This window comes from Paenibacillus sp. G2S3 (assembly GCF_030123105.1).
In the GTDB taxonomy this organism is placed as follows: Bacteria; Bacillota; Bacilli; order Paenibacillales; family Paenibacillaceae; genus Paenibacillus_AQ.
Genome location: NZ_CP126095.1, coordinates 4,735,121 through 4,752,482, shown reverse-complemented (window position 1 = coordinate 4,752,482; position 17,362 = coordinate 4,735,121). Strand labels below are relative to the sequence as shown.

The following is a 17,362-nucleotide window of genomic DNA, read 5'->3' as shown; positions in this document are numbered from 1 at the left end:
ATTCGTGAAAGCCTACGATTTACCTTTAAAAGTCTTAAAATGAGGACTGAAAAAATGGGAATACTTTAAATTTGAAATATTATTTAATCTCCCCTATAATAAAAATGCTCTGCAACTGCTGCTGGGCTTTTTTTTATTGATGACATCCTTACTTCTTGAGATAAATAATTGTGGTTATTTCCTTAAAAATGGAATAATTTCCACCCTTTCTGACGAAACTGGAACACAGTACCTGTGATATGAAGGTTAACGTTCAGGAGGGGAACCATTGTGAGAAAAATGCGTTTTGCTGTGCTTGTGCTCTGTATCGCTGTGTCGGTTCTAGGACCTATGTCAGGCGCTTATGCAGAAGAAAAAACCAAGAACTCTGGCAGTAATGCTGCCGCTGTAGACCTCGCACCGGGAGCGCGTTCTGCGATTTTGATGGACGCTGGTACCGGCACTGTTATTTATGAGAAGAACAGCCATGATAAGCTGCCTCCCGCAAGTATTACAAAGATTATGACGATGTTACTAACGGTGGAAGCGCTGGATGAAGGAAGGCTCCAACTGACTGATAAGGTGCGAACAAGTGAATATGCGGCTTCTATGGGCGGATCGCAGATTTTTCTGGAGCCTGGTGAAGAAATGTCGGTAGACGATATGCTCAAAGGTATCGCTATGGCTTCTGGTAATGATGCTTCTGTGGCGATGGCGGAGAAAATAGCTGGTTCAGAGAGTGCTTTTGTCGATCTGATGAATAAACGTGCAGAGGAGCTGGGTCTAAAAGATACCCATTTTGCCAACTGCAACGGTCTTCCAGCCGCTAATCACTATTCCTCAGCTTACGATATTGCGGTCATCAGTCGTGAGCTTTTGAAGCATGATCAAATTATCAAATATACTGGTTCCTATCAGGATTACCTCCGTAAGGATTCAACCAAGCCGTTCTGGTTGGTGAATACGAACAAGCTGGTTCGTTTCTACACTGGTGCTGATGGTTTGAAGACAGGTTATACTGCTGAGGCAAAATTCTGTCTGTCCGCTACAGCAGCAAGAGATGGCCTACGTGCAGTCGCTGTAGTGCTAGGTGAGCCGAACACAAAGACACGCAACAGTGAAGTGTCAGGCATGTTCGATTACTTGTTCTCGCAATATAAAGTACACACGATCCACAAAGAAGGGGATGCCATCGGCACCCTAAAGATTGAAAAGGGCGTCAAATCCGAGCTACCGATAACGGCGAAAGAGACGTATAGTGTTCTTTTGAAAAAAGGTGTGACTCAAGAAGGCATTCGCCACGAACTAGTATTGCCGGAAAGCGTGAAGGCTCCAGTGGCTGAAGGTCAATCTGTGGGCAAGCTGGTGGTCTACCAAGGAACCCAGGTCATTAAGGAATATGAATTAAAAGCAGGGGAAGCTGTGCCGAAAGCAGGCTGGTGGAAGCTCTTTAAGCGCACAACAGGCTCGATGTTCGGCGTAGATTAAAAACAGTTTTTTTGTAGATTAACCCCATGTACTCTGTAGATTCATAGGGGTTTTCTTCTAGTTTTGTCGTGAGGCAGGATTCCTGATTTGCCGCGTAGAAAACCTTGTCCTTGAAGGGAATAGGTACTGTCTTTCAAGGTCAGTTTTTCAAAGCAACGAAGAGGAGAGTGGCAAGCATGAATTCTCATGTGGAGATGGAGCATCACAGGGGTGTGTTGATTGTCCGTTTATCAGGGGAGCTGGATCATCACGCAGCCGATTTTGTAAGAATGGATATGGATGAAGCGATTATGCGTGGTCAGGTGTCGCATTTGGTTCTTAGTCTTAAGCATCTACAGTTTATGGACAGTTCGGGCCTAGGCGTGATTCTGGGAAGGTATAAACTGATTCATAGTAAAGGTGGAAAAATGGTTGTGTGTGATGCAACGGCACCTGTGAAGCGGCTGCTGGAAATGTCAGGCCTGTTCAAAATCATGCCCCTATATGACGACGAGAGTACTGCACTCTCGGATTTGGAGGTTGCGTTATGACAAATAGTAAGGCTGGTAACTTCATGAACGTGCAGTTCGCTGCACGCTCGGAGAACGAATCGTTCGCGCGTGTAGTCGTAGCGGCGTTCGTTTCCCGGCTTGATCCTACGATGGACGAGCTGAATGATCTGAAGACAGTCGTGTCGGAAGCGGTCACCAACTGTATTATTCATGGGTATGATAGTGATCCGGAAGGTATTGTGACCATTTCGGCATCGCTGGACAACGAAACGGTACATTTAACCATTGAGGATCAAGGACGGGGCATTGAGGATTTGGAGCTGGCGCAACAGCCGCTGTATACCTCTAAGCCAGAGCTGGAGCGGTCGGGCATGGGCTTTACTATTATGGAGAATTTCATGGATGAATTTGAAGTCACTAGTGAACCGGGACACGGTACTTCTATCTCAATGAAGAAAACCATCGTCTCGAAAAAAGCTTTATACAATTAGGGGTTGGAGCCATGGATGCAGAGTCAAAAAAAGCTCCGCCGACCTATTTGGACGATGCGGAGGTCAAACGTCTTATCGCGCTCAGTCAGGCCGGAGATAGTCTTGCCCGCGACACGCTTGTAAGCTGTAATATCCGACTGGTCTGGTCGGTAGTGCAGCGGTTTATGAACCGCGGGTATGAGCCTGACGATTTGTTCCAGATCGGTTGCATTGGACTCCTGAAGTCCGTTGATAAATTTGACCTCAGCTATGAGGTCAAATTCTCCACTTATGCGGTGCCGATGATTATCGGTGAGATTCAGCGTTTCCTTCGTGACGATGGCACCTTGAAGGTCAGTCGTTCCCTTAAGGAAATGGCTAATAAAGTTCGTAAGATGAAGGACGAAATGTCTAAAACGCTTGATCGTCTGCCTACGATTGGTGAAGTTGCGGAAGCGCTAGGGGTTACACCCGAAGAAGTGGTATTCGCTCAAGAAGCCAATAAGCCACCGACCTCTATCCATGAGACGGTGTTTGAGAATGATGGAGATCCGATCACGCTGATTGATCAAATCGCTGACGAATCACAGGAGCGTTGGTTCGATAAGCTGGCATTAAATGAAGCTATCGGAGGCCTCAGTGAACGTGAACGTCTGATTGTCTATCTTCGCTACTATCGTGATCAAACGCAGTCGGAGGTCGCCAGCCGTCTAGGGATCTCTCAAGTGCAGGTATCCCGGCTGGAGAAGAAAATATTGCAGAATATCCGTGAGCAGATTGCTCAGTAGGATAAAGTTATTCATGTAATGACGCTTGTAAAATAACGAATTAGAACAAAAAGCCGCCCCGAAAAGGGGGGGCTTTTTATGTGGAGGTGATCTCAATATGCATTCACTCGGTGACGAGAATGTGATTACATGGTCTATGGATATGGAAGAAAATCTGCTGACGATGTCGAGAATTTTAGAGGAATGGGCTGGTTGCACAAGTAAGACTAAACCGCACAGCCCTAGTTTTTTACGGGAACTTGTGAATGTAGTGGATCGTGATCGATATGATGCCTACATGGAAAGATTAAATGCTGGTCATATCAGTAATCTTGAGTATCGGATGCAATTACCTACTGCAGGACTGAAGTGGGTTCAAAATATCGGCACGCCTATCCTAAATAAGGAGAACAAGGTCTGCCGAATAGATGGAATTATGCTGGACATTACTGAACAAAAAACGGCACAAATTCAATTAGAAAGCACATTTTCTTTGTATCAACAGATGTTCTCTAATCTAGATGTGGCGGTTTGGTCTTACGATTACGTATCTAAGAAAGTGTTATTTATATCGGATGCCATTTTCAATATCACCGGTTATTCCGTTGAGCAGGCGAAAGAGGATGATTTTTGGCTTCGTATTGCTTATAAGGAAGAAAATCCCTTGATTCAAGAGATCATATCATCAGTTGGTCAAGGGATTCCACAACTTAGTGAATATCGAATTATCCACGCAAGTGGTGAGCCTCGATGGCTACAGGTCAGAATCATACCCAGTCTAGATGAATCCCAAGCGGTAGTTCGGCTTGATGGGATCTTGGCAGATATTACTGAAAGAAAGTTAATGAAGGAGGCTTTACTCAAAAGTGAACAACGCTATAAATCCTTATTTGACTATAACTCAGACGTCGTATGTGAGGTGAATCTGCAAGGTAATATTTTGGCAATCAATTCTGCGGCACAGCAAATTACTGGAGAAGCTTTAAGTATGGTCGGAGAGAACTTGTCCATCACGAATCTATTTGGAGTAGAAAATATAACGAGGATGTCGGATTATTTCGGAAGAACAGTACGGGGATCTGCTCAGCATTATGTTGTGGCCTCTTCGCGTAAGGATGGATCAGTGAGCCACTGGACTATGAAAAACATCCCAATTTATGTGAATAGTCGTATTGTGGGTGCTTTTGTTGTCGCTAAAGATATAACATCAACAGTAGAAGTAGAACAAAAGCTGGCACAGCGAGAAGCAGAGTACAGACTAATTATTAATAACATGAAGGATATGATGGGGGTTCTGGATCAGAAAGGAAATTTCATTGTAGCCTCCCCCTCCTGTGAGACCCTAATGGGTATTCCTGTAGGTTTAATCAAGGACACTACCATCTTAGAGTATATCGATCCAGATGAGCAAGAAAGCTTGCGTGAACAAATAACAAATATTTTTCGGACAAAAGCAAGTAAGATGTTTTACAATCGTTTTATTCACACAAAAGGTTATATATTAAATTTAGAATGTCTTGCTACTCCCGTTCTAGGTGAGGATGGAGAAGTAATAAGTATCGTAATTGTAGCAAGAGACATTACCAAGAGAGTCCAAATGGAACAAGAATTAAGGGAAAGCGAGGAATTCAATCAGCAGCTGATCAAGATGTCGCCTGAAGCGGTCGTTCTGCATAGCGATTATAAGTTTGTTTATGTAAATTTCTCTTGTCTTGGATTATTTGGAGTTAGCGATGAGAGTCAATTGATCGGTAAAAATATTTTCAATTGGGCGCATCCGGAGTATCTGCTGCTGGCGAAAGAACGCATGCGTGAGATCTATAAAGAACCCTATAAGATCTTAGTTCCTATTGAACAAAAGGTCGTACGTTCAGATGGGACGATTATCGATGTAGAAGTAACAGCTAGCTCCATTTTGTACAAAGGAAAAGTCGCATGTATCTCTATATTTAGGGATATTAGTGATCGAAAAAAAGCAGATGAGGATAGACAACATACAGAGCAGATTATTCGAGAGAGTGAGGAACGGTATTTTCGCCTGCAAACGAGTCTCGATCAGTTCTCCCAAGATCTTTTTGGTGTGATGAAGATTAGTCATATGGAACAGCGGTTACTTAGAGAAGTCAGAGAAACTCTGCAGATAACAAATATGAAATTTATCGCAGTTGAATCTAACCATGATAAATTATGTGAAATTATCGAGACGGAGCAAGGGTATTCACTCAAGATCGGGGAGTCCAGAGGAAAAAGCTACTTGCTGTCGATTAACGAGAAGACGCTTTTACTAGAAATCGGCTCTATTCGAGTGTGGCTGGAGACGATTACCCGGTATGTCAGTGTTCTCTTTGATCACTTTTTGCTTATCGAAGATTTAACGAAGGATCTTGAGCTAGCGGCTTCTATGCAGGTGGCGCCTACATGGCTTCTCCGATTTATGTTTAATTTATCCGAGAATGAGCGAAAAAGACTTGCTCAGGACTTACACGACTCAGCGCTTCAAGAACAGATTATCTGGTATCGTAAGCTGGATTTTCTCTTAGGTGAAAGGTCCATTAATGGGGAACTTAGAGAACAACTAGAACAGATCTCAGAAGGTTTACTTGATGTTATTTATCAACTGCGGATTATTTGTAACGAGCTCCGACCTCCTGCATTAATCAATGAAGGTCTTATCTCCTCGCTGGAGACGTTGTTTGAATTTACGCAGCTACGTACCAACTATCAGATTTATTTCGAGTCTGAAGGATTCACGCATAAGTTAGATGATGAAGTGCTTATAGGTCTGTACCGTATTGTGCAAGAGCTTTTAGCTAATGCAGCAAAGCACTCTTTTGCGACAGAAGTCCACATCACCTTAGCTAGTGAAGACAATCATATTCATTTGGATTATAAAGATAACGGAATCGGAATGAATTTATTTGGTGAGGATTCACTTACAAGTATGGGGATTTATGGGATGAAGGAAAGGGTTCGAAGTATGGATGGGTCAATAGTATTCCGATCGCCAGATAAAAAGGGATTAGCGGTCAATATATCTATACCTGCAGATTAATCATGCGGCATAACAATTGGATAGAGGGGTAGTCATAGGCATGATTCAAATATTGTTAGTGGATGATCATCCATCTGTTATGGAAGGGACTAAAATGATATTAGAGCAAGAGGGAGACATGAAGGTTACTCTAGCTAATTCAGCGAATGAAGTGCTTGAAATGGTGAGTAGTCATTCCTTTGACGTAATGTTATTTGATCTTCATATCGTGGATGTGAATGGGATTGATTTGGCGAAGCAAGTATTAACAATGAACGCGGATGCGATTATCTTAATCTACACCGGATATGAATTTACTAACAAATTTAACCTGATGATAGAATCGGGGATCTTTGGGTTTATCTCAAAAACAACCAATAGAGAGCAGTTGATTACAGCGGTACGCTGTGCATTAAGAGGGGAAGTCATTCTGCCGCGGACCTTAGTCAAGCAGTTAAGAAAAGTACCGCCTAAAGGATTAGAAATCAATGATGAACAAGCAGCCTCCATGATTAGTAAAAGGGAACATGAAATGCTGACGGAAATTGCCAAAGGAAAAAGTAATAAGGAAATAGCGGAGATTGTGCTTATGAGTCAGCGGTCTCTAGAATATAGTTTAACGAATTTGTTCCAAAAGCTAAATGTGAAATCTAGAATTGAAGCGGCTATAAAAGCTAAACGTCTCGGAATATTAAAGGAATCAGATTTTACTAATTCATTGTGAAAATACATAACAACCCTATAGATTGAAATCCCGATCACTGGATGGTGAGGCGGGATTTTTGTTTTGCGCTTCTTTGCGGGGTTACGCAATAATTTTGCGCGGTCACGCCGTTTTTTTTCGGTTACCATATTCTGCTTACAGTTTATGATGAAATAGTTCCTAAGAATTACTAAAAATTGACTAACGTAATGAGGTGCAGAAGGATGAAATGGTTTTATAATTTGAGGACAGCAGTGAAGCTAATCTCAGCATTTGTGTTGGTATCAGTCATTTTATGCTTTGTAGGATTCTATGGAATAAGCAATTTGAGTAAGATGGACGAGTCTATCGAGGATATGTATAATAATCGCTTAACACCGATTGCCTATCTCGGTGAAGCGAATGAACTTTTTTTAACGAATAGAATAAACATCCGGGATATAAATACGATGGCCAAAACCGAGGTGAAGAAAAAAGAATATCGAGATAAAATACATAAAAACGTTCAGAGCATTGAAGACATCATGAGTAAATATAATAAGACAAAATTGAGAGAAGAAGAATTAGAGAAGATGAAGGATTATCCAGAAATCTGGAAACGGTATACCACTAGCGTGGATCATGCGATTGAATTGGATAAGAAAATCATCAGTAATGAAGAATATACGAATTATTTGCTAACAGGAGATTTACAGCTGGCTACTACGGAGATGACAGATTTTCTGCAAGGTCTAATTAACATCAACATGAAGCAGGCACAGGGATCCAGTGATTATGCCAATGAATTATATCAATCCTCTCGGTTGATTACTTTTAGCATTACTATTATTGCACTTTTGATCAGTGTGGGTTTTGGTTATCTAATCTCGCAAATTATCGCACGGCCTTTAAATCAAGTGATGCGCCTGTTAGGTAAAGTAGCTAATGGAGACTTAAGCGAAACTTCAAATCTGAATTCCAAGGATGAGATCGGAAAACTCGCGAATTCTGTGAACGAAATGGTTCTGAACTTAAGACATACTGTGGGAGGTATTTTATCCTCTGCGGAAAGTGTCTCGGCAGCCGCGCAGCAGATATCAGCTAGTACAGAGGAAGTGGCAAGCGGCAGTATGAGTCAAGCTACTGCAGCACAAACGATGAATGAGTTGTTCCGAGAATTGTCTGAAGCGATTAATTCCGTAGCTCAGAGTGCAGAGCAAGCCTCAGAGCTGTCAGATCATACGATGCGTATTGCTCAGGATGGAGGTGCGGTGGTTACTGACTCCATTCAAGGGATGACGTTACTTAACAACCAAATGTCTAGACTAGAAGAAGGCTCAGATAAAATTGGCGAGATCATTGCGGTCATTGATGATATTGCAAAACAGACCAATCTGCTGGCTCTTAACGCAGCTATAGAAGCCGCTCGTGCCGGTGAACAGGGTCGAGGTTTTGCCGTTGTAGCGAATGAAGTAAGAAAGCTAGCCGAGCGTAGCAGTGAGGCTACTAAGCAAGTCACGGACATTATTAAAGAAATGCAGAAGAATACGCAGCATAGCGTGAAGGCTGTAGTCGAAGGCGTATCTTTTTCACAAAAAAATGGGGAAGCCTTTGATCATATTCTCTCTATGGTGAATGATACCGCGCATAAAGTAACAGAAATCGCTGCTGCCAGTGAAGAACAAGCCGCACAGTCATCAGAGGTGATGTACTCGATCGAGAGTATATCGGCAGCAACGGAAGAAATGGCGGCAAGCAGTAGTGAAACGGCAACGACGGCAAATGCATTAGCACAGCTTGCGGAGGAACTAAATGCACTCGTATCTATTTTTAAAGTTAAATAAACAGTGTCATGGGGATCATCATTGATAGGAGAGGAGAAGTAGTGCAAAAGTTAAAGGTGCTCGTTGTAGCTACTTCAGTAATGATGCGTAAACAGATCTCGAACCTTATTGTGGAGGATTCAATTATCGAGGTCATTGGAGCAGCTCGAAATGCATCCGAAGCGGTTAGCATGGTTCAAGAACTCAGGCCCGATGTCGTGACGATAGATATAGAAGTACCGGAATTGAATAGTTTAGTAGCAATCTCTAGCATTATGTCACTGCGTCCCACCCCTATCCTTATCTTAAGCTCAGAGACGAAGGATGGAATATCAGCAACAATCACAGGTCTACAGAACGGAGCCGTGGATTTTATTCCTAAGCCAACTCAGTGCTATGGAACTGATCTATCCCAAATAAAAGACGAGTTAATATTCAAAATTAAACAAGCTGCCCAAATTCCATTGAGAACCCTCATTCTTAACAATATAACTGTCTCCAAAGTAATTGCAGGACAACAGGCAGAAGATAATTTTAAGATCGGATATTTGGAGAAATTGGATCAAATTGTGGCCATAGGATGTGGAGTAGGTGGCCCGAAGGCGCTAGAAATTGCAATTAGCTCGCTCCCGGCGGACTTCCCATACCCTTTGTTGATCGTTCAGCATATGCCGTCCAAGTACACGAAAGCATTAGCAGAACGATTGAATCGATTCTCAAGTGTACGGGTGGTGGAGGCGAAGGATGATCAGTTGGTGCTCGGCGGAACGGCATATATCGCACCTGGTAATTGTCATATGACCGTAGTTCAGCAAGGGCATGAATGTAGAATTAAACTACACAGGAAAGCACCAGTGAACGGATACCGTCCATCAATTGATGTATTGTTCGATTCTATCTCTGGATTAAAAAGCATGAAGCAGCATCTGATACTGATGACCGGAATAGGTAACGATGGAGCGAGAGGCATGCTGAGTGCCAAACAAGCTGGCGCCCAATCTACCCTTGTAGAATCGCAAGAGACTTCTATTGTAAATGAAATGCCGGAAGCGGCTGTTGAGCTCGGGTGCGTGGATTATGAAGTTCCTTCGTTTTTGTTAGCCTCGAAGATTATGGAGGTTACGGGGTTGTTGGACGAACAAATTTGATGAATTAATCATTACCATAGGCGTTGGTAGGAGGAAAATCCACCAACGCTTTTTTATGTAAGCTTAGCTTAGGGTTTCATCCCAAGTGGGGATGAATTTCCTATAGATCTATTCCATGTTGACACTTTCAAATGATAACGATTATCATTTGAGTTGTGAATGGCTTTATTTGTATTGGCGAAGAAGGAGAGGCTTTCAATGGCTTTAAAAATATTGAATTTGGAGATTCATGATCTTTTTGAACAATTTACAGAGCGGATAGAAGGGCATGTTGAGCATAATCAGTGGGAACAACGTCTAACCATACCCTCGCATATCGGTCAGGGAAGCATTACACGTACGCAGATTCGTCCAGGTATGGAGATCATGTATACGGATATAACATACGAACAAGATATGAAGCTCTATATTCAGGAAGCTTGTCCGTTGTTCGAACTAAGCTATAACGTGAGTGGAGAAATCTATTGCGAATGGAACGGCAAGAAAAGTTACACGGAGAAACAAACAGGCAATGTTCTTTTTTTAGAGGATGTTCAGGTGTATGAAGAGAAAAAAGCTGGTGTCCCCAATCAATTGTTAGAAATACGGCTAGCTCCTAGCGAACTGCTGTATTATGCGGGAGATCTAGCGGAGAAAAAACAGATGGAGAGCTGGCTTAAACATCATCGTGGAAATATTAATCGTTATCCTGACACAGCGGCGATTCGAAAATGTGTCTCTGAAATGATCCATTGTACTTATCATGGAACATTGAGACGATTATATATGGAGAGCAAAGCGCTGGAATTTATCGCTTTATTTGGGGAGTCGACCTATCTATTTTCAGACATCGAACATTTAGTGTAGGTCTGGCGACTGTGCTTGTCCTTTATCTAGGTATGTTCTCCTTCTTTTTTGTTTTAAGCTACTATATGCAATTTGGCTTGCACTATAATGTTCAAGATACGAGTTTGGTTTTTTTGGCTATAGGTATAGGCTTTTTTCTGACTTCCCTGATATCGTCTCGAATGGTCAGAAGATGGAGTATGAATGTACTTAAAATAGGTGCACTGATGATGGGATGCTGTAGTCTACTGCTTATATGGGAGCTAAATGTGGATGCGACGCATCTGCTGGGCGCACGAAATATTTTAATATTATTGATATATGGCTTCGGTCTCGGCATGGCTACTACACCATTAGTCAACGTCACGCTCAGTTCAGTACCAGCAAGGATTACGGGCACAGGATCAGGTCTGATCACTACATTTATGTATTTAGCAAACTCGTTAGGGGTGGCTCTAATCGGTATTTTGTTCTCCACTTCGTTGAAACATTCTCTTTTGGAAGCAGATTTATCGGATTATGTAAGGGCGTTTTCCAATTCCTTAGCAGCTATCGGTGGGCTTGCCTTTATTGGTTTCGTTTGTCTTTGTTTCTTGCGGGAGCGGAAATGATAAGGTGAATTGAACAGTCTGATGGTATAGTAGAATATCATAAACGTTTCTATAGAAAGGAATGATTTACTATGACAATTAGATTCTATAAAGTTAATGATAAGTATGGTTGTTTTTCAAATTTCTCAAAGCACGGATTTGAGTTGGATGGGAAATATTGGCCCACAAGCGAGCACTACTTTCAAGCTCAGAAGTTTGTAGGTAGTATCTATGAAGAAGAGATACGAGTAGTAGAATCACCTATGGATGCAGCGAACATGGGTCGTGATCGGGATAAACCATTAAGATCAGACTGGGAAGAGGTAAAGGATGAAGTAATGAAAAAAGCTGTCCTCCAAAAGTTTCAGACCCATCCAGATATTCGGGAGATTCTAATCTCTACATCACCTGAGGAAATCATTGAAGAAACAACGGGGGATTATTATTGGGGATGTGGTACAAAAGGTACCGGAAAAAACGTACTTGGGAAAATATTGATGGAAGTCCGTTCGACTCTTGAATCAGGTGAATAATAAAATAACCACCTAAACACATGCGATCATACATCCATGTGTTTTTTTGCTCTGTGAGTAATCTAACAACCGTTCTCTTCACATAGTTTTATAGTATATACAGGAATAGTTTAATTCCATTTAATGTTAATCGCAAGCGATGAAGGGGACGGTGCGAGCATGCCTATTCTAGAGGTAGAGAATCTCTCAAAAGAATATAAAGGCAAGGGCAAAACAAATGTATTTCAGGCGTTAAACGGGATAAGCCTGAGTGTGGACAGCGGGGAGTTTGTGGCGATTATGGGGCCTTCAGGGAGTGGTAAAACGACACTGCTGAATATCCTTAGCGGGATCGACACGGAATATAGGGGGGGAGTCCGGATTGCAGAGATTAGTATAAGCGAGATGTCTAAGAACGAGCTTGCACTGTTTCGCAGGCAGCGAATAGGGTTCGTTTTTCAAGATTATAATCTGCTGGATAGCCTGACCCTACGGGAAAATATAATGGTGCCCATGGTTCTGGATGACCAAGAGGTAGACGATATCAATACCAAGACAGATGAGGCGTTATTACTCTTTGATCTGGGTGAGGTGATGGACAAGTATCCGTATATGGTTTCAGGAGGACAGCAACAACGAGCGGCGATTAGCAGAGCGATTATTAATGATCCGGAGGTGATCTTTGCGGATGAGCCAACGGGGAATTTGGATTCCAAATCCTCAAGTATAGTGATGAAGACCTTTGCCAAACTGAATGCTCTGAAAGGAGCAACAATTGTGATGGTCACACATGATCCTTTTGCGGCCAGCTATTGTAATCGCGTACTTTTTATCAAGGATGGGAAGGCTCTATTAGAGATTACTAGGGATAATAATGAACGGAGAGCATTTTTTGATAGGATTCTGGAGAGTCTGGCCTTCATTGGAGGGAGAGAAGATGACCTTTAGGAGAATGGCTATTCAGATTTTCAAGGCGAATCTTAGAAGGTATTTGTTATTTTTCCTATGCAGCAGCTTTACGATTATGGTCTTTTTCGCCTTTTACTCCCTGTACACGAACCCTGATTTTAATGACCCCTATCAAGTAAATGGAATGGTGTCTGGTAATTTATATGCTCCTTTCTTAGTTATGAGAGTGTTTGCTGTTCTATTTATTGTATATGCGCAAATGGCCTTTTTGAAATTTAGAAAAAGCGACTTTGGGCTGTTAATGGTTCTAGGAATGACGAGTCACAATATCCGTAAAATCATTTTATTAGAAAATAGCTTGATTGCATTAGCTTCGATTCTCACGGGTTTAGGTGCAGGGACGGTTTTCTCCGGTCTTTTCTTCATCATCATCTCGTTGTTTGTTAATATAGGGGATAGTTCTTTTTCACTTACGTTGGATAGTTATCTGTATACCATTAAATTTTTCGGGATTATTTACATAGCTGTGATTGGAATCCATTTATTATTAACGCTGAGATACAGCATTGTACGCCTTCTAAAAGAATCCAGAACCGCAGAACGTAGCCTTCTTCATGGTAAAATCACAGGGATCATCGGAGTCGTATTACTGGGGATCTCCGTTTATGATATGATTACAAATTACAGTCCAGATGATGCCCGTATGATGTTGATCAATCTGGGAGTAAGTATGGTGGGTGTCTATTTGCTGCTGTCCGGTCTTGGTGACTGGATGAAACTCATCTTTTCGCGATCTACGAAAGCTTATCATAAGCATTTAATGTTTAGCTCCGATTTGAACTATACGCTTGGGCGCTCCAAAATAGTGCTTTCTCTCATCACGTTCCTCGTCTTCATTACGGTTTTTCTAAGTGGCATTATCTTTTATATTACCTGGGATGCTGAGAATATTCCTGTAAAAAACAACCCTTATGATATTGCCTATGCAGAAGTATTCGGGAAAAATAGCCTTCCATCTGAGACACTCAGCGAGATCACGGATCATGGTGCTACACCGCTGATTTCACACCAAAAGCTTGAATATATTGACTTATTCTATTTCAAAGTATTTTTGGACCAGAATATCAACTCATTAATTGGGAGTGATTATCATGTGGAGAAAGATCACTTTCTTAATCTTGCCTTAGTTGCTCGAGGAGAAGAAAGGAAGAATCAAAGACCGGAGATGCCCACCTTCGAAATGAAGCTTTCTTCCGGGGCTCATACGCTGTACTCACAAGGTCAAGTATTTAAAATGGTATTTAATCCTGTACCGAATCTCATGAATGGTCTTCATGTCATATTGAACGAAGATGATTATACAGCACTAAAAGCGGAGAATATGGATGCAATCGGGCAGCTTCAGCTCTTGAATTTCAAGGATTGGAAAAAGACAGCAGATATAGATGCTAAGCTAAATACGGCTTTAGCCAAATATAATAAGGACAATACGAAGTCTTGGTATGATAATGATCGGCACGAGGCCCTCGTATTCTCCACGAAATCTAGAATTAGTGAGTATTTACAGTTGCAGGAGTCCGGTCGATTCGGAATCTTCGTCATTACATTTGTTGGTCTAATATTTTTTGCTGCTTCTGGTGTAGTACTTCATTTCAGCATCCAGACCGATTTAGAGCGTGAGAAGATCAAATTCAGGAAGCTAAATAAGATTGGAATTACTTCTAAGGACGTAGCTCGCATTATAGGCGGCCCTTTAAAAGTGTTGTTTTTTCTCCCTTATGTGTTAGGGATTGCGCTAGCCACTGTGTATGTTGTTAGTTCTTCAAGGTTTGAGATGTCTGCAGCTCTGGAGCCGATGTGGTTTTGTTTGTTGGTAGGCGGAGCGTATCTTTTATTACAAGTCCTCTTTTATCGTATATACACCAAAATATACACTCACAATATGCTGACTCATATCGAACTGCTTGATGTTCCCACAACGAATAATATAAGATGTGAATTTAATTCCAATTATGATAATATTAACAAATAAAACGTAGGGGGAGTCCGATTGAAGAAGATTTTATCCAGAATTACAGTGGCATTGATGATCTTGACCCTAGTTGCTATTGTCACATGCTTTTATATTGGTGAATTCACCTATGCGTATTTATTGATTTTGGTTCTGTTTTTCGTCTTTGCGGGTATGGGGCAGCTCTACAAGCTTAAGAATGATGAGTATATGTACAAAAAATTAAATAATACGAGTGACTATGATCAGTATACTAGATGACACAGAGGGAACATGAGCTTAACTTCTTGTTCATAACAAAACACCCCACTTTAGGCGATGCCTAATAAGTGGGGTGTTTCTTTAGGTGTCTATTCTTATTTCTTACCGTTACGCTCAAGAATCATATCTACGAACAAATCGATTTGCGCGGTAATGGCAATAGGATCATAGCGGTAGAAAGTATCAAAATCGTTGTAGAACAGATGGTCGTTCTTCGCAGCAGCAAGTCCGTTCCAAACGGGTGATTCCTTCAGCTCCTTCAGCTTATCCCCTTTTTTATCAGGGTCATAAGTAGTTAGGAACATGTAGTCAGCTGCATATTCTGGTAATAGTTCCATGGACAGCTGCAATGTTTGGTTATCGTTGCTGTTCTTAGTAGGCATTTTCAGCTTAAGTGCATTATAAAGGGCTTGTCCACCACGGCCCGCATTGTTGCCGAAGGTCCAAAGCTCACCTTTGTCAGTCAGCTCATAAATTCCGAATGTATCATTTTCATTCACGACACCTTTAAGCTTTTCGCGGCCTTCAGCAGCCTTTTTCTCAAAGTCAGCAATGAATTGTTCAGCTTTATCTGGTGCTCCTACAATATCTCCGAACAATTTTACGGTTTCGTAGATGTTCGTAGCAGTTCCGTATGGGATATGAATGGTTGGTGCAATTTTGGATAAAGCATCATAGTTGTCATCGTACATAACTACAATTAGATCTGGTGCAAGTTCTAGTGCTTTTTCAGCGTTGACTGGAGCACCAACATCTTGTGTGTTTTTGAGCAAATCTTTTAAGAAAGGGTTGTCAAAAGTACTAGGTTCAACACCTATAACGTTAGCTCCAACGGAAAGCAATTCTCCGCCATAATAATCAGTAACGATACGCTGAGGTTTAACTGGGATCTGCACAGTGCCTTTAGTAGTTTCATAGCTGCGCATTTCAGCACTGGAAGCATCAGGAGCAGCCGTTGGTTCTGCACTCAGGGCGGTTGTTGCTTCGGTTGTAGCTGATGGTGTATTAGATGAAGCATTGTTGTTTCCCCCGCAAGCTGTCACAAATACAGACAATAACATTATGAGTGCCAAGATGGGGAAAAGGGTCTTTCTTTTTAACATGGTGAACCTCCCTATATATATGTACCAACTGATAATAATGAGAATCATTATCATCATTAATTTCAATTTGAACTGTATCAAATCCTAGAATAGCTGTCAATGCAATAAATTAAATAGCAACAAATAAATCTATCTATTGCCAAACCTAGGAAATGTAATCTACAATAGTCTAATGATAATGAGAATCAATTTCACGGAAATAGGGTGGCATTCATGAATCAACAGATAACTACCAGGATAGGAGCCGATAAAGGAGTAGTTAAACGAGAATTTCGTTCACGTCCTTGGGCGGCAACATTAATCTTGGTTGGCGGTCTGGCGCTATTATTATTAGGAATTGCTGTTTCCGTCTCCTTCGGTGCAGCAGATATTAAGCTGTCTGTGGTGTGGTCAGCTGTGTTTCACTTTGATCCGGAAATCATGGATCATCAGATTATTAGAGAATTAAGATTACCTCGTGTACTTGGAGGGGCAATGATAGGGGCCAGCTTTGCAGTTGCAGGCGCTATTATGCAGGGGATGACGCGAAATCCATTGGCAGATTCAGGTCTGATGGGGATCAACTCAGGCGCAGGATTTGCGCTCGCGCTGTGTTTTGCTTTTTTTCCAAATTTATCGTTTATGTATTTGATTCTATATTCTTTTGTGGGTGCCGGCGTAGGTGCGGGTGTCGTATATGGAATTGGATCGCTTGCCAAGGGAGGATTAACTCCTGCGCGTTTGGTGTTGGCGGGTGCAGCATTTAGTGCACTTTTGTCGGCATTGAGTGAAGGGGTGGCTTTATATTTTCACATCGGTCAAGATTTGGCTTTCTGGTACGCCGGAGGCGTGGCTGGCACGAAATGGGTTCAACTCAAAATTATGTTCCCTTGGATAGGGGCTGCTTTAATTGGTGCAATGGTAATTTCTCGATCGATTACGATGCTCAGTTTAGGTGACGATGTTGCGAAAGGTCTAGGTCAGCGTACCGGGCTTGTGAAGTTGGCAGGCGCATTAATCGTATTGGTTTTGGCCGGATCATCAGTCGCCGTAGTTGGTGCAGTTGGTTTCATTGGACTTATTATTCCGCATTTGACACGATTTTTTGTGGGTGTCGATTACAGATGGATCATTCCTTGTTCAGCGATTCTTGGCAGTCTCCTAGCTGTATTTGCAGATTTAACTGCGCGGATGATTAATCCACCTAATGAAACGCCACTTGGCGCTATTATTGCACTGATCGGTGTGCCTTTCTTCCTTTATCTTGCACGTAAAGAAAGGAGGGAGCTGTAA

16 protein-coding genes are annotated in these 17,362 nt (G+C 41.9%); 15 read left to right on the top strand and 1 reads right to left on the bottom strand.

The window, feature by feature from the left end:
• The first annotated feature begins 330 nt into the window (after positions 1-330).
• From QNH28_RS20905 to QNH28_RS20840, 14 genes are all read left to right on the top strand, one after another.
• A complete protein-coding gene (locus QNH28_RS20905; RefSeq protein ID WP_283912220.1) occupies positions 331-1,467 on the top strand; it encodes a D-alanyl-D-alanine carboxypeptidase family protein in 1,137 nt (378 codons plus the stop codon).
• Positions 1,468-1,643: 176 nt separating this feature from the next.
• Positions 1,644-1,997: an anti-sigma F factor antagonist gene (gene spoIIAA / locus QNH28_RS20900; protein ID WP_042129729.1), complete on the top strand. Its 354-nt coding sequence runs from the start codon at positions 1,644-1,646 to the stop codon at positions 1,995-1,997.
• Positions 1,994-2,449: an anti-sigma F factor gene (spoIIAB, locus tag QNH28_RS20895; RefSeq protein ID WP_042129726.1), complete on the top strand. Its 456-nt coding sequence runs from the start codon at positions 1,994-1,996 to the stop codon at positions 2,447-2,449. The genes spoIIAA and spoIIAB overlap by 4 nt, the downstream gene beginning before the upstream one ends.
• Positions 2,450-2,460: 11 nt before the next feature.
• Positions 2,461-3,216 carry an RNA polymerase sporulation sigma factor SigF gene (sigF, locus tag QNH28_RS20890; RefSeq protein ID WP_042129724.1) on the top strand — a complete coding sequence of 252 codons (756 nt, stop codon included), beginning with the start codon at positions 2,461-2,463 and terminating at the stop codon, positions 3,214-3,216.
• A 97-nt stretch (positions 3,217-3,313) separates the two neighbouring features.
• On the top strand, positions 3,314-6,247 hold the full coding sequence (locus QNH28_RS20885; protein ID WP_283908379.1) for a sensor histidine kinase: 2,934 nt from the start codon (positions 3,314-3,316) through the stop codon (positions 6,245-6,247).
• Between the two features lie 40 nt (positions 6,248-6,287).
• The gene (locus tag QNH28_RS20880; protein WP_283908378.1) at positions 6,288-6,950 is read left to right on the top strand and encodes a response regulator transcription factor; all 663 of its coding nucleotides are present in this window, start codon (positions 6,288-6,290) and stop codon (positions 6,948-6,950) included.
• Positions 6,951-7,153: 203 nt separating this feature from the next.
• Positions 7,154-8,752, top strand: a complete 1,599-nt coding sequence (locus QNH28_RS20875; protein WP_283908377.1) for a methyl-accepting chemotaxis protein — start codon at positions 7,154-7,156, stop codon at positions 8,750-8,752.
• Between the two features lie 41 nt (positions 8,753-8,793).
• Positions 8,794-9,879 carry a chemotaxis-specific protein-glutamate methyltransferase CheB gene (cheB, locus tag QNH28_RS20870; protein ID WP_283908376.1) on the top strand — a complete coding sequence of 362 codons (1,086 nt, stop codon included), beginning with the start codon at positions 8,794-8,796 and terminating at the stop codon, positions 9,877-9,879.
• A gap of 198 nt (positions 9,880-10,077) precedes the next feature.
• On the top strand, positions 10,078-10,725 hold the full coding sequence (locus tag QNH28_RS20865) for a hypothetical protein (protein ID WP_283908375.1): 648 nt from the start codon (positions 10,078-10,080) through the stop codon (positions 10,723-10,725).
• A 32-nt stretch (positions 10,726-10,757) separates the two neighbouring features.
• Positions 10,758-11,315, top strand: a complete 558-nt coding sequence (locus QNH28_RS20860) for an MFS transporter (protein WP_283908374.1) — start codon at positions 10,758-10,760, stop codon at positions 11,313-11,315.
• 71 nt (positions 11,316-11,386) lie between these two features.
• Positions 11,387-11,827, top strand: coding sequence for a riboflavin biosynthesis intermediates N-glycosidase (locus QNH28_RS20855; RefSeq protein WP_283908373.1), 441 nt, complete (start codon positions 11,387-11,389; stop codon positions 11,825-11,827).
• Between the two features lie 159 nt (positions 11,828-11,986).
• A complete protein-coding gene (locus tag QNH28_RS20850) occupies positions 11,987-12,754 on the top strand; it encodes an ABC transporter ATP-binding protein (RefSeq protein WP_283908372.1) in 768 nt (255 codons plus the stop codon).
• Between the two features lie 4 nt (positions 12,755-12,758).
• A complete protein-coding gene (locus QNH28_RS20845; protein WP_283908371.1) occupies positions 12,759-14,747 on the top strand; it encodes an FtsX-like permease family protein in 1,989 nt (662 codons plus the stop codon).
• Between the two features lie 18 nt (positions 14,748-14,765).
• A complete protein-coding gene (locus tag QNH28_RS20840) occupies positions 14,766-14,987 on the top strand; it encodes a hypothetical protein (RefSeq protein WP_283908370.1) in 222 nt (73 codons plus the stop codon).
• Positions 14,988-15,082: 95 nt separating this feature from the next.
• On the opposite strand, the gene QNH28_RS20835 is transcribed toward QNH28_RS20840, so the two are convergent.
• Positions 15,083-16,090: an ABC transporter substrate-binding protein gene (locus QNH28_RS20835; RefSeq protein WP_283908369.1), complete on the bottom strand. Its 1,008-nt coding sequence runs from the start codon at positions 16,088-16,090 to the stop codon at positions 15,083-15,085.
• Between the two features lie 213 nt (positions 16,091-16,303).
• On the opposite strand from QNH28_RS20835, the gene QNH28_RS20830 reads away from it, so the two are divergent.
• A complete protein-coding gene (locus QNH28_RS20830) occupies positions 16,304-17,362 on the top strand; it encodes a FecCD family ABC transporter permease (protein ID WP_283908368.1) in 1,059 nt (352 codons plus the stop codon).